Raw genomic sequence first — 13,352 nt, forward strand, 5'->3', positions numbered from 1 at the left:
TAAAAAATTGATATAATTTGTACAATTTTGTAGAGGTGACAATGAATAAGAATAAAAAAATAGATTTAGCGAATTTTGATTTCAATGATTTCAAAGCAGATGCGATATCTCAATTAAAATCAGGTCAATCCTTGACGGGTAAAGACGGGATATTAACGCCGTTAATCAAAGAACTATTAGAAGCTGCTTTGGAAGGTGAAATGGACACGCATATGGAAGCGTGCCATGAAACCGGACTTACGAATCGACGCAATGGCAAAACGACCAAGACCATACAATCCACTTCCGGTGTTTTTGATTTAGAGACACCAAGAGATAGAGACGGTAGTTTTGAGCCAGAAATTGTCAAGAAGCGTCAAACTGTATTGAATGAATCCCTAGATAACAAAGTTTTAGCCTTATATGCCCTGGGTATGAGCTACGAAGCCATAAGTGAACACCTAGCCGAGATGTATGGTTTAGAAGTATCGTCAGCTAAAATCAGCCTTATCACAGATAAATTACTTCCTATGATTACCGAATGGCGCAATCGGTCTTTGGAGTCTGTATATCCTATTGCTTTTTTAGATGCCATGCATTTTAAAGTACGTGTCGAGGGGAAAGTGACTAGCAAAGCGTTTTATACAGTTCTTGCAGTAACACCGGAGGGGCGGAAGGATATTTTAGGTCTTTATTTATCTGAAAATGAGGGGGCTCGCTTCTGGCTTGGTGTTCTAAATGACCTCAAAGCCCGTGGCGTAGAGGATATCCTCATTGCAAGCATTGATGGGCTTAAAGGGTTTCCTGAGGCGATTGCTGAGGTGTTTCCTAAAACCGAAGTGCAGCTTTGTGTGGTTCATCAAATTCGCAACTCCCTAAAGTATGTAGTCAGTAAAGACCAGAAAGCGTTCATGGCCGATTTAAAGCTTGTGTACAGAGCAACCAGCAAAGAGCTAGCCGAGCATCACTTAATAGAGTTAGAGATAAAATGGGGCAAAAAATACCCCGCTGTATTGAAGTCATGGAATAATAACTGGGAGGCTCTATCCCAATATTTTAAATACCCAGAAGAACTCAGGCGCATTATTTATACTACTAACATTGTGGAAGGCTTTCATCGACAAATCCGCAAATACACTAAAAATAAAGCCGCTTTCACCAGTGAAAACGCCCTTATTAAGCTCATTTATTGTGCTTGCCAAAAAGTGCTGGAAAAATGGAATCAGCCCATGCACAATTGGGCGCTTATCATTTCCCAGTTACACATCTATTTTGAAGATAGATTAAATATAGGGCTTAGATAACTAGCGAGGTGACACAGTTAGATGAACACTCTCCGGTTAACCCGGCAATCACTCCCGATGGGGATATATTGCCCCTTTCTTATTGGTGGAAAATTGAATTTAATAATAATGACTATCTATGTATTAACACCCCTCTATCTCCCTCTGGCCACGGGCTAATGTAATGTAGCATTACATTGTTGAAAATGTATCTAATGCGGCAACACCCATAATCTATTTCTACTTCTTTGCTAAATAGGTTATGCCAATCACTACAACGAATTGAACTGGAAAACGCATACAGCCCATTGAGTGATCTTGGGCTGTTTTAATTCTAAAGAATAGGGCTATTTATGACTCTCTATAAAATTCAGTGCCGCATCCGCTAAAAAAGATGAGCGATTTTTTATTGCATGACTTTTCGTATACAAATCAATCAAATTTAAAACCCGTTCAGGCATAGTAATATTAATACGTTTTGCCTTACCAGATATTTGACTTAAATCCACATCAACAAATGCCCAAACTCCGTCGGAAAACTCTTCTTCATTTATCCAGCTATCTAAAGAGGAGCCAACAGGGATGGATTCATTATCAAACAAGAGGCCTTCAAGATGACACTCAATGGCTTCGATAACATTATTCAGTGCTTCATCATACGTACTACCGGCAGAATAACATCCTGGAATATCAGGGACCATCACGCCAAAATCACTGTTTTCATCTTTATGAATAACAACCGGATATCTCATTTTATATCCTCCTTATCAATACCAGCCTGTTTAAAAATGCTGGCTACTGTTTTAATAGGTAAATCTTTTTTAGGATGGGGTATCGTTACCCTACCCTTTTTGGTTGGATGTTTAAATTGACAGTGACTGCCTTTTTGATGACATTTTACCCAACCATCACGCTCGATTATTTTTATTATTTCTGCGCTTTTCATAATAAATTATACACACCATACACACCAATTCAAGAAATCGGCAACGATATAATTAAATCGATACCTAAACCCGTGTAGTGAATTTGTCACAAACTCACTTAAATACACACCTATTTACGCCGTTTTAGGCAGGAATTTTTAAAACCGTTACATCGCAAGGCATTGATTTTAAATGAATTTAATAGTGATCCATACAGCTACGAACCAGGGGGTCGGAGGTTCGAATCCTTCCGGGCGGGCCAATTCTCGCTGTAAAATCAATAAGTTACAAATATCTTGGGAAGGTGAAAAAATCGAGTGTAGGGAATTTGGGGTCTTTCCCAATTACGGGGGCACTCAATCATCAGCATAGTACTCTAACCCTTGTTCTATAATTTTCAAAGTTTTTAAAACCATAAGCACGACGTTGAATCAGTTTCATCTTCCGATGAAAGCCTTCAGTGATACCATTTGATTTACTAAATCGCCACATACAAACAACTTCTTCTTTCCAGTTATCGAGCGTTTTACCTAGAGCTGCTAGAGGTTTAAAGGGGCTTTGCTTCAGTTCGTCGAGCATTTCCAAAAAGCGAGGGATTAACTGACGTGCTCGGTTCTTGGTAAGCATTTTTTTCATGAGTATATTGTGTAACTGTTGTTGGAATTGATAGACGGCTTCAATAGCTGGATTGTCTGCCAGGAAAGCATCGCGCTTGGCTTTTTTTAAGGGTGTTAATCGTTCAGGCTTGGTTCTTAAGAGCGCCATGATGCCGCGATTGCTTTTGACGTTGCTTGCAAGTTCCCTATAAGTCATCATGCATTGGTGTTGCATTAAGCGAATGACATGGAATCGGTCAGCGACTATTTTGGCGTTGGGGAAATGCTTTTTAACGATGGAACGATAGGTAGTGCTTAAATCGATGCAGACGACTCTAACCCGCTCTTTACCCGGTAAAGCAGCGAGGTAAGCGGCCAGGTCGGTTTCACTTCGCCCTTTGACGATATCAAATACTTTATTCTTTCTTAAGTTACAGAGTGTTGTAACGAATCCTTGTTTTCGGTTAAAGAAATGTTCATCAATTCCTAAAACGGATGGGCAGTATGCATTGGTCCGCTCCTTATCTTGTTCTTTATAGTGGCGTTGATACCATCGTTCAATGGTTGCCTTACCCTTCTTAAATAGACTGGCTAACTCGCTTTGAGAAATCCCCGAGGTATGTTTATGAAAAACAGCGGCTTGTAGACGCCAAGTGGAACGTTGATACTTATTAATACCAGGAAATTGCTGGTTGCCATAACGATGACAACGATTGCAATAAAGCTTATAGGCTTTGAATTGTAAGAGACTGCGTCTGTGACCTACTAGTTCGTGATGAACAGTACGAATGTAGGAATCTTTCTTGCGCACTTCTTTACTTTGACAATGGCCACATCTTGGTAATCGGTTGTAAGAAAGTTCCAATATCAAAGGTTGATAACCCCGTACTTTTTTTATGGAAAAGCCAGGTAAATTTAAGATAAGATCATGTTTCGGCACTTTAATCTCCATTTCGATCGCTAAATCAATGGGTTAGTTTAAACTAACTTGATTAAAGTGCCCCCTTAAATGAGAAAGAGCCGGAATTTGTCACGTAAATTCTCCTAACCTTCCTAAGTTATGCCCTCATCAATCCAATTGAATTAATCCTGCTCGCTGCATTCTTTAAATGATCACTTGAAAGATGCGCATAACGTAACACCATCTCAAAACTGGACCATCCACCTAACAACTGAAGCTCTTGCAGGCTTGTTCCATTTTGAACATGCCAACTCGCCCATGTATGCCTTAAATCATGCCAACGAAAGTTTCAATGCCGGCTCGTTTAAGAGCATTTCGCCATGCTTTAGTATTGCATTGTTGAATAGGTTGACCATTATAGGTAAATACATATTTATGATGCTGTCCAACCCTACTCTCCAATACAGCCCAGCAGTTCTTTCTGGCCTTCAAGGTTAACACCAAGCGCAAGATAAATAGCTTCCAGAGGACGATATTACCACTCAATAACACGCTCTGTGACAGCATCCGTTACTTTCGATATCAAGGTCAGAGAGACATCAGCATCGTACATTTCTTTGAAGGTCGCAACAATTTCCTGGGTTGTCATGCCCTTGGCATAAAGACTAAGAATTTTATTATCCATGGAGGTTAAACGAGTTTGGTGCTTCTTTACCAATTGCGGCTCAAAGCTGCCCTCCCTGTCTCTTGGAGTATTTAACTCAAATTGACCGTCCTCAGTTCTTAATATTTTCTTGCTATAGCCGTTGCGGGTTATTTGAGGTGCCTGATTTTTCATGCTTTTCATAACCTAGATGGTCATCAAGTTCAGCTTTAAGCGCCGCCTCAACTTTAATCTTGGTCAGCATTTGACTGAAATCATTCAGATCTTGTTCAGTCTTTAATGTCTTTGCCGCTTCCCGGGTAAAAACTTCTAATTCTTCTCTATTCATTACTATATATCCTTAACCTCAAAGGCTGTATGATAGACAGTTAGACTATTTATCTACAGTCTCAAATGCTCACCAAGATTACATAATCCAAAAGAAAGACGATACCTCGGAATTAATCTCTGACTCCCTACGTTTGTGTTAGTGGAGTCAATTGGATAATGAGAATTTAAATATTTTAACCCCGTTTTAATTAAAAGTGCCTGTCAAGGGCCCAGGCATTCCATAATGGGGAAATAACTCTACCGTTTGTTTAAGCTTTTGAGCTCATCAGCTAACCCATCTGGCGTAATTCCCCATGGTTTTGCTGTAGAGGTTTTAAACTGAAGTCCACCAGTTTTTAACATGTCCAACACTAAAGTGGAGCAATTATAGGTTTCAGTAGACTTTGTCTGAGCACTGGTTGAGCTAGTGTACTGTTGGATATCGATTGGATCTTGTGCTACGAAATGTGCTGCATCCTTAAGAAAGTCAGTCGTATTCACGTTTGGTAAGAGTTGATAGCCTACCTTGTCATCACTATCGTTTTTCTTTAAATCATGAAGCTTCCCTCGCATTGCTTCTGTATTTAAATTCTCGATTTTAAAAATCATATCAGGAGCCTTGGGCTTTATGGTCTTGGTGGTTGGCCATGGAGTTGGAACTGATGAAATATCAGTATTGTCGATTTTTATCTTAGAGTCCTCAAATCCTAAGGTCTCCTCATCCTCTGATAGATTATTTGCAAAATAGGGCTTGACAGGGAAGATGGCCGTAATGCCAGTCGATGGTATTGTTTTGGGATGAATACTGACATACTCTCCGTCCTCACCATCAGCTTTTTTAAAAGCATCTCCACCAATCTGAATGGCGGCATGACCAGGACTATCTTTTGTCATATTCCAAATGGCCACATAGGTATTTTCGGAGGCAGATGGGGTATTTTTAGGGGCGTTAGAAAGAGTGTGGGCTCCTTCGTCATGTTCAGAGGCAGGGCCTTTTGCGTTAAATTTTCGCATAATTTTTTCTAGCATAACACTCCTTTTAAACTGATTGATAAATATTTATTCATATTTGGGACTCTTATTGTATCCAGATGAAGTCATTAAAACCACCCCAAGTTGCAGGTAACTGCTTATTTTTCTAAAAATCTGAAAGCTATATCTCATATCGAGGCTCTATTTTGTATGGAAGCGGGCAATTAAATATCACCCGCCTCAACAATTACTTCGTGAATCTTGTCGTACTATCGCATATGGTGGAACTTATACTGTCTGATGCTGCCTCCTCGAAACCTGCATCCCTTAACTTGTCTGTAAAGAGTGTCGGTATCACCGGGTTGTCAATCTTAGTCCCTGATGCGTTGACAACTTTCGTCACCACGGAAGCACAATTGTGAACTTCTTTAGGGGAGGTGATTACAGTATCCTCATGATGTATGCCAAAGTGATCTTCTGCAGGAGTCTTTACGCCGACGAAAAGGTTTGCAAAGGGGTTGAGTCGACCAAAAACGCTATAAGCTACTTTACCACTCTCAATCTCTTTATTGATCACGCTCTTTTCATTCTTCACAGCTCTGTACTCATCCTTAGAGAGCGGTTTGGTTAGAACGACGTTACTTTCTTTAAGATCGGCCATGAACGCCTCTTTGGTGTGTCCATTTTCTCCGAGCACAGGAACTGTTCCGAGAGTAGCACCGTTGACAAGACTTCCCAATCCTCCAGGGAAGAAACTTGTATGGTTCAATTGTACAGTTTTGCCGCCCTCATCTTTTTTGATAAATACTGACGCATGCCCAGGACCATTTTCTTGACCACTGTTTTTTACAATAACACCCATCGTGTATTTTTTTTCTGTTGCGCTTTTCTCTTTTTTCATAATCGCAGACCCCTATTTAACAGAAGTAATAAAAGCCTCCATTCAAACCAATTTAGATTCATTCTGATTTATGACGATACAAGCGCAAGATTAAGAAATTATTAGTCACAACGTAAATAAAGAGTAAATGAGTGTATTGCCGAGCAGATTTCTTGTTAAACCATGTTTGATGTGAGCAGAAAATGAAAGGTAGTGCTATAAAGAACCTCGGGTTGGCAAAATTCTAATCTTTTTTTTGTAAAGACTTGCTGATGCCATGTTCAGTTTTTTCCCATACACTGGGTGTAAATAGGATTTGATAAAGTGAGCGATAAAAACGGGCTGGTCATTTTGATGGATGTAGCTAAAGTGGCGATTGTAAGAAAGATTTACATACCGCTCTGTGAGAAGCTAAGGGGAAATATCCTCTGACGTACTCGATCACTTAATACTAAGCGATGTTCTTGACTGATCAACCGTCAGAAAGTTAGTAGCTTTATTACCTAAAGACTGTTTAGGAATGGATTTAACGGATGTTGTAAAATACGGGGTCTTAAATTAGTCATATTGATTTATTTTATATCGCCCTGTTCGCCATGATATGAACATGATTCAAGGCTTACATGCTCGGCGTAAACTCACAGTATGAGTATTCACTACATAATCAACCAGCTCCCGCCTCACAGATGGCTTCACAGCTTTTTTTCGACAATATCCTTCAGAATTTTGTGATCAAGACTTAGTTCAGCATACATCTGCTTTAGACGACGGTTCTCTTCTTCAAGATCTTTTAGACGTTTTATATCGGATGCCTCCATACCACCATATTTTGCTTTCCAGTTGTAATAGGTTGCGTCTGAAATCCCCTATTCACGACAAATTTCTTTAACCAGCCGACCCGCTTCCACTTCTTTTAGAATTTTTACAATTTGTGTTTCTGTATACCGCGATTTTTTCATTTTTGTTCTCCTCAAACATAGTTTAATTGATCTCCTCCCTGAAAATAGATCCACCCTAAACTGGAGAAATCTGGCAAAATATCAACAAGCAAAAAAGGTATAAGCCATCATGAAAAGAAGCAAATTTACAGAAGAACAAATTCTGTTTGGGTTGAAGCAGGCGGAACTGGGAACGAGTGTTTCAGAGGTATGCCGAAAGCTGGGAATAAGCGAGGCGACATTTTACATATGGAAGAAAAAATATGGTGGGCTTGGTGCATCGGAACTCAGGAAACTTCGTCAGCTGGAAGATGAAAACAAGCGTCTTAAGCAGTTGGTTGCTGACCTAAGTCTTGATAAGCAGATGTTGCAGGATGTTCTGTCAAAAAAGCTTTAAAGCCACGGAAAAAGCGAGCGTTGGCATTAGCCCTTCAGGACAGTTACCGGATAAGCATCCGCAGAAGTTGTGACGTTCTAATGTTAAGCCGTAGTGTATATCAGTACCGTTCATGTCGTGGCGAAGATACAGCAGTAAGACACCGTATACGTGAGATAGCCCACACACGGGTACGTTATGGTTATCAACGCATTCATGTTTTATTAAGGCGGGAAGGATGGGTTATTAATCACAAAAAAGTTCACCGCATTTATTGTGAGGAAGGTCTTAATCTTCGCAGAAAGCGTCCGCGCCGTCATGTTGCTGGTGCGCACAGAGAAGAACGATTAATGGCGTCCACTTTAAACGAATGCTGGAGCATGGACTTTGTTTCTGACAATCTGTTTAATGGGAGGAGAATACGGGCTTTAACTATAGTCGATAATTTTAGTCGGGAATGCATGGCTATTCATGTAGGGCCGACTATTCGGGGTGAGGAAGTTGTGAATGTTCTTGAGGAGCTCAGAGTCCTTGATAACAGGCTACCAAAAAGCATCCGGATTGATAATGGCCCTGAGTTTATTTCAAAGATATTAGACAAATGGGCTTATCAGAATAATGTAACTTTGGATTTCTCAAGGCCCGGAAAACCAACAGATAACGCGTTTATTGAGTCATTTAATGGCAGTTTTAGGGATGAATGCCTGAACAGCCACTGGTTTCTTTCTCTGGAAGATGCTAAAAGAAAAATTGAGGAATGGCGTCAAGATTACAACGATTTTCGGCCCCATTCCTCCCTGAACAATTTGACCCCAAATCAGTTTAGGCAGAAAATCTCGGATGTCAATTTTTTCTAGTTTTTGACGGCTCTGTTTTTGGGAGAGGATCAGGATGTCAATTTTTTCTAGTTTTTGACGGCTCTGTTTTTGGGAGAGGATCATAGTGACTCCGGTGCTCTCTTTAACGCATTTGCAATGAGGATCAACTCTACGCCACCTCTCAGACCAAGGCGGTTTGTCACAAATTCTATAAAAATTTCATTGGCATCAGAAAATTAGACACCCTGATTCAGTCAAGCAGACCTGGCCCTTTGGTATGCCAATCACGACAATGAATTGCACGGGTTACCTCCCACATTACTCAAGTTTATTCTTAATTCGCATACCATTACTGATTAAATTTCCAGGATAAAGAACAACTTTTTCTCCTTCTTTAAGTCCAGTAGTCACAATTGCATTATCAGCGTTGTGGCGTTTAATTTCGATGATACGTTTAATGGCTTTTCCATCGTCATCAACATACACTGCCCAATGCTCGGAATCTCTAAATAATGCGCCCATTGGAATAAGTAATTCTTTTTTTGACTCATAAATTAAAATGAATACCTCCACTCGAAACTCGTCTCCAAGATTTTTCCATAGCTTATAAGGAGAATTAATGTCAATAATGACATTCACCCTTTGCTCTTCGACACCCAAGGCTGAAATTTTAGTGTATCCACTTGGCTCAACGGTGCGAACGGTACCCTTTAAATCGCTAGTTCCGCCCCATCGCCTAATAATAACCTTAGCTTTGTCTGGAATTTGGACCGCCTCAGTACTTAAGACATCAGCAACCACCTCCAGTTTAGATACATCAGCAAGCGACATGATATCGGCACCTACATCAAGAGTGGTTTCACTTTTTTGGTTAATACGCAATATCTTCCCAGAAATCGGGGCAACAATATTAATGTGGTCTTGAGCGTCATTTTGATTCGACGAGGCAGCAACTAAAGAGGCTTTAATTTTTTCAATATCGTGTTGCGCGCTATGCACCTTACGTTCGGCAGCATGAACCATTTTTTGCTTCAGCTTGTACTCCAACTCGGTATGTTCTATTTCACTCGGACTAACATACCCTTTGGCGAGCAGACCTTTTTTTCTATTAAAATCTGAAAGGGCTGTATCTAATGCTGATTTCGCTTGCTCCAGTATTGCTTTGGTTTCTTCATACCTGGCTTCTGCTGCACCCAATTCTTGTTCCAGTTTCTCTTTGGTGCGAATATCCAGCAGTGATGGCGAGGCAGGCAAAAAGGTTGCCAGTATATCATTCCGGGATACACTATCCCCTTCAGAATAATTAATCCTGAGTAATTTTCCCATTACTGGTGCGGTTATAGTGTATATTTTAATTGCCCGTGTTTTTGCATCCTCCTCGATGTATTCTGAATAAGTTCCATATCTAGCCTCAGCCAATTGCACCCTAATGGGTTTCGGTACCATTAACCAAAGAAGGATACTGAAAAACAATGCTAAAAAAATAAAAAGCCCGATGTATTTTTTTATATTTTGATAAATAATTGACACCTAGTCACCCACTTTTAATACCGTAGTTAAATTGAGTTGTTGTATTCTTTTTTTAATAATAAATAAACTCACCACACTTGAAAGCGCTACGACAATGATTGCTATTGCATAGGTTTTGGGTTCAATTATAAATGGAATTTTAAACCAATCTGTCTGCATCAACTCCAATAGAGACCATGAAATCCAATGCCCAAGGAAAATACCCATCGGTATCGCTAATAGTACCTCAAAAATAACAGTATAAAAAAGGATATTGGCCACTTCTCGCTCAGTGAATCCCAATACCCTTAACGTGGATAATTCCCATGAGCGTTCCGCAAGAATAATGATGGCATTGTTATACACCACCGCAATGGCGATAACGATTGCGAACCCAGACAATATTGAAGTAAAAACGAGTACATGCTTCGCAAATGTCTCTTTAAATGTTTGAATAATTGACGTATTAAACGTTATCGAACTGACGCCAGGTCTTTTTTTGAGCTCCCTGTAGAGCTGATTACTGTACAGGGAATCAATGGAAATGCCTGCAAGATTGATAAGATGGTCTTCATGAAGTATGCGATTAATTAAAAAAATATTGGTATACGCAAACATACCGACATAATCATTAACTATCCCTTGAACTCTAAGCTTGATGGTTGCTCTATTAGCCTCCAATACATTAACCTGAACCCAATCCCCTGGGGTTACATGCAACCGATCGGCTAAGCCTTTGCTTAAAACAAGTCCATAATCAGGTATGGGCATGGGATTCTCATCTTGATCCAAAATGACCTTTAATTTTGCATCGGATGGAATACCAAATAATGCCGTTTGCTCAGAGAAATGTTGATTAGTTAGTAAAGCTGGCACGATACGATAGCCTTCAGCATTGATGATTCCCTTGATCCCCTTGAGTTCAGTAAGGACCTTATCCTGTAATTGCCGGGTGAACGACACGATCGCATCTTGCTTTTGCGACATTAAAAATTGTGTTTTTATTAAATAGTGAACCGCATCCTGCCAAAAGAGACCCAAGATAATCATCGCTATGGCTAAAGCAATCCCGATTGAAGTAATTACGGTACGAAATAAATGCCTAAAGGTATGGCGATAAAACATTTTAGCGCTTGACGAAAGACGGGTAATTAAAGCAAACCGCTCAAGACGGTGTATTCGATAGATAGGTGGAGCTGGTGGACGCATTGCTACGGCCGGGGCTAAAGCAACGACTTGATGGATTGATTTCAAGGCACCAGACCCAGCCGCGAAAAAACTCACTAAAGCACCCATCAGGGCCGCCTCAATTGAAAATGAATAATTGAAAACAGGAAACCTGAAATAGTCAGCATAAAGCTCGGTCATTAACATACCAAACCAGGCCCCAAGCCCTATTCCCATGACAGCACCCAACAGAACAATCACCAGCACAAATTTTGCATAAAATAAAACAATTGATGAATTGGTATAACCTAGCGCTTTGAATAAGGCGATTTGTTCCCTTTGATTTTGGACCAGTCGTCCAGTGACTAAATTTAATAAAAAAGACGCCACAATTAGAAAAATAGGCGGAATAAAAGTGGCAATGATTTTTTGCTGATTTATTTCATTCGTCACAAATCTATCTGAAATTTGTTCACTTCGGGAGTAAGTAATAGACAGGCCGTAATTTAAAAATAATCGTTCCAACGCTTTACGAACTGCTTTTTCCGAAGCATTGGGCGCCAAGGTTAGACTGATATCATTAAACCCTTCTTGCATCCCAAAAGCTGCACTCAGCGCTTTATGATTGATCCAGAAGACACCAAAATGCCTGTTATCCGGAAGAAGATCTTCGCCCCGAATGGCATAGACATATTCCGGAGATAAAACAACCCCAACGATATTAAGAAGCTGCCGATGGCCATTTAACAATGCATAAAGCTCATCACCTGGTTTGATGGAATTGGCTTCAGCGAATCCTTCATTAACGACTATTTCATCGGTCTTGCCAGGCTCAGGAAAACGTCCTTTACGTAAAAACAATCGATTTAAATTGGATGGGCTTGAATCAGGTATGGATATAAATCGTCCGATGGCAGGTTCCTGTAACCAGGGTAAATCCAGAGTAACATCTTCAACAAGGCGTGTTTCAACTTGAGAGACGCCGGGTATTTCTGCAATCCTTTTCTGCATATAAATGGGAGCTCGCCTTAAGCTTGCAAACACATCTGCGAAACGATAATCAGAGTAAAATTGATGTTGGGCCCTAGACAATGATTGATAGGTGCTAATTGATGAAACCAGAACACTGATACCACTGCAGACAACTAAAGCAATAGTGACTACTTGCCCTTTAAGTTTGAACAAATCTCGTAATAATTTCCTGTTTAAGATCATTACCATGATAAATCAGTGGCTTTGTGTTTATTTTTATTTTCAATAATCTGGGCGATTCGCCCATCTGCGATATGTATTATCCGATCAGCCATCTGACCGATGACCAGATTATGGGTAATGATCACTACCGTTGTATTTAATTTTTTATTAGCCAGAGCAAGCGTTTCCAGTACAAGTTTCCCCGTTTCACAATCAAGAGCTCCCGTGGGTTCATCGCACAAAAGTACATCAGGTTGCTTGGCTATGGCACGAGCAATGGCAACGCGTTGTTGCTCACCTCCTGACAGTTGAGAAGGGAAATGTGACATTCGATTTTCCAGTCCCAATAATTTGATTGCTTCAGCAGGTTCCATGGGGTTTTCCGCAATTTCGGTAACGATTGCGATATTTTCCAAGGCAGTCAAATTGGATATTAAATTATAGAATTGGAAAACAAAGCCAATGTGCTCGCGCCTGTAGCGAGTAAGCTCATGTTCACTTGAAGAGGTAATAATATGATCTTTATAAATTACCTCGCCCGATGTAGGCACATCCAAACCACCGATAATATTGAGCAGGGTAGATTTGCCGCTTCCTGAGGGACCCAATAACACGACCAATTCACCTTGATATAAATCCAGATTAATCTGCTGCAACGCATGGATTTGCACCTCACCCATTTGGTATGTTTTAGATAGATTGCGTATTTTGAAAGCAGATTCTCGTCTCATCAAAAATCCATTTTGCCTGTTGATTACACTGGTGAGCCACTCAGTTTAACAACAAAAGACTGATAGGGTAAGCGCTTGACAATGCTTAAGTTAACCGAGTAGACAGGAA

The 13,352-nt window shown here is 40.2% G+C and carries 10 protein-coding genes and 3 pseudogenes; 2 read left to right on the top strand and 11 right to left on the bottom strand.

Translation table 11 applies throughout. The features are described from left to right. Positions 1-41: 41 nt before the first annotated feature. A complete protein-coding gene (locus GH742_RS08900) occupies positions 42-1,283 on the top strand; it encodes an IS256 family transposase (protein ID WP_203454534.1) in 1,242 nt (413 codons plus the stop codon). 326 nt (positions 1,284-1,609) lie between these two features. Here the strand turns inward: GH742_RS08900 and GH742_RS08905 are convergent, their stop codons facing one another. From GH742_RS08905 to GH742_RS08945, 8 genes and pseudogenes are all read right to left on the bottom strand, one after another. Continuing rightward, a complete protein-coding gene (locus tag GH742_RS08905) occupies positions 1,610-2,014 on the bottom strand; it encodes a type II toxin-antitoxin system HicB family antitoxin (protein WP_203454535.1) in 405 nt (134 codons plus the stop codon). Then, the gene (locus GH742_RS08910) at positions 2,011-2,208 is read right to left on the bottom strand and encodes a type II toxin-antitoxin system HicA family toxin (protein WP_203454539.1); all 198 of its coding nucleotides are present in this window, start codon (positions 2,206-2,208) and stop codon (positions 2,011-2,013) included. The genes GH742_RS08905 and GH742_RS08910 overlap by 4 nt, the downstream gene beginning before the upstream one ends. Positions 2,209-2,551: 343 nt before the next feature. After that, on the bottom strand, positions 2,552-3,724 hold the full coding sequence (locus GH742_RS08915; protein WP_203456831.1) for an ISL3 family transposase: 1,173 nt from the start codon (positions 3,722-3,724) through the stop codon (positions 2,552-2,554). Positions 3,725-3,842: 118 nt separating this feature from the next. Next, positions 3,843-4,126: pseudogene (locus tag GH742_RS15875) on the bottom strand (tyrosine-type recombinase/integrase); the annotation flags it as partial. Positions 4,127-4,151: 25 nt separating this feature from the next. Next, positions 4,152-4,677, bottom strand: a pseudogene (locus GH742_RS15620) (transposase); the annotation flags it as partial. Between the two features lie 239 nt (positions 4,678-4,916). After that, a complete protein-coding gene (locus tag GH742_RS08935) occupies positions 4,917-5,687 on the bottom strand; it encodes a hypothetical protein (protein ID WP_203454542.1) in 771 nt (256 codons plus the stop codon). A gap of 190 nt (positions 5,688-5,877) precedes the next feature. Then, positions 5,878-6,531: a hypothetical protein gene (locus tag GH742_RS08940; protein WP_203454543.1), complete on the bottom strand. Its 654-nt coding sequence runs from the start codon at positions 6,529-6,531 to the stop codon at positions 5,878-5,880. A gap of 597 nt (positions 6,532-7,128) precedes the next feature. Then, a pseudogene (locus GH742_RS08945) lies at positions 7,129-7,469 on the bottom strand (transposase); the annotation flags it as partial. Positions 7,470-7,578: 109 nt separating this feature from the next. On the opposite strand from GH742_RS08945, the gene GH742_RS08950 reads away from it, so the two are divergent. Next, positions 7,579-8,681, top strand: a protein-coding gene (locus GH742_RS08950) for an IS3 family transposase (protein ID WP_203454544.1) whose coding sequence is annotated in 2 segments (ribosomal slippage) — positions 7,579-7,831 and positions 7,831-8,681 — 1,104 coding nt in all. Because the reading frame shifts where the segments join, the coding sequence is not laid out codon by codon here. Positions 8,682-8,960: 279 nt separating this feature from the next. On the opposite strand, the gene GH742_RS08955 is transcribed toward GH742_RS08950, so the two are convergent. The 3 genes from GH742_RS08955 to GH742_RS08965 are packed head-to-tail and all read right to left on the bottom strand — an operon-like array spanning position 8,961 to position 13,243. Next, positions 8,961-10,172, bottom strand: coding sequence for an efflux RND transporter periplasmic adaptor subunit (locus tag GH742_RS08955; protein WP_203454546.1), 1,212 nt, complete (start codon positions 10,170-10,172; stop codon positions 8,961-8,963). Then, on the bottom strand, positions 10,173-12,539 hold the full coding sequence (locus GH742_RS08960; protein WP_203454553.1) for an FtsX-like permease family protein: 2,367 nt from the start codon (positions 12,537-12,539) through the stop codon (positions 10,173-10,175). It lies immediately after the preceding gene. Further along, positions 12,533-13,243 carry an ABC transporter ATP-binding protein gene (locus GH742_RS08965; protein WP_203454554.1) on the bottom strand — a complete coding sequence of 237 codons (711 nt, stop codon included), beginning with the start codon at positions 13,241-13,243 and terminating at the stop codon, positions 12,533-12,535. Before GH742_RS08965 ends, GH742_RS08960 begins: the two co-directional genes overlap by 7 nt. Positions 13,244-13,352 lie beyond the last annotated feature (109 nt).

Source organism: Legionella sp. MW5194 (assembly GCF_016864235.1).
Classification (GTDB): domain Bacteria; phylum Pseudomonadota; class Gammaproteobacteria; order Legionellales; family Legionellaceae; genus Legionella_C.

Bases quoted from the DNA above. Each gene is read 5' to 3' on its own strand.
- GH742_RS08900 (WP_203454534.1), top strand. From the start codon at position 42: ATGAATAAGAATAAAAAAATAGATTTAGCGAATTTTGATTTCAATGAT.
- GH742_RS08960 (WP_203454553.1), bottom strand. From the start codon at position 12,539: ATGGTAATGATCTTAAACAGGAAATTATTACGAGATTTGTTCAAACTT.
- GH742_RS08935 (WP_203454542.1), bottom strand. From the start codon at position 5,687: ATGCTAGAAAAAATTATGCGAAAATTTAACGCAAAAGGCCCTGCCTCT.
- GH742_RS08910 (WP_203454539.1), bottom strand. From the start codon at position 2,208: ATGAAAAGCGCAGAAATAATAAAAATAATCGAGCGTGATGGTTGGGTA.
- GH742_RS08965 (WP_203454554.1), bottom strand. From the start codon at position 13,243: ATGAGACGAGAATCTGCTTTCAAAATACGCAATCTATCTAAAACATAC.
- GH742_RS08940 (WP_203454543.1), bottom strand. From the start codon at position 6,531: ATGAAAAAAGAGAAAAGCGCAACAGAAAAAAAATACACGATGGGTGTT.
- GH742_RS08905 (WP_203454535.1), bottom strand. From the start codon at position 2,014: ATGAGATATCCGGTTGTTATTCATAAAGATGAAAACAGTGATTTTGGC.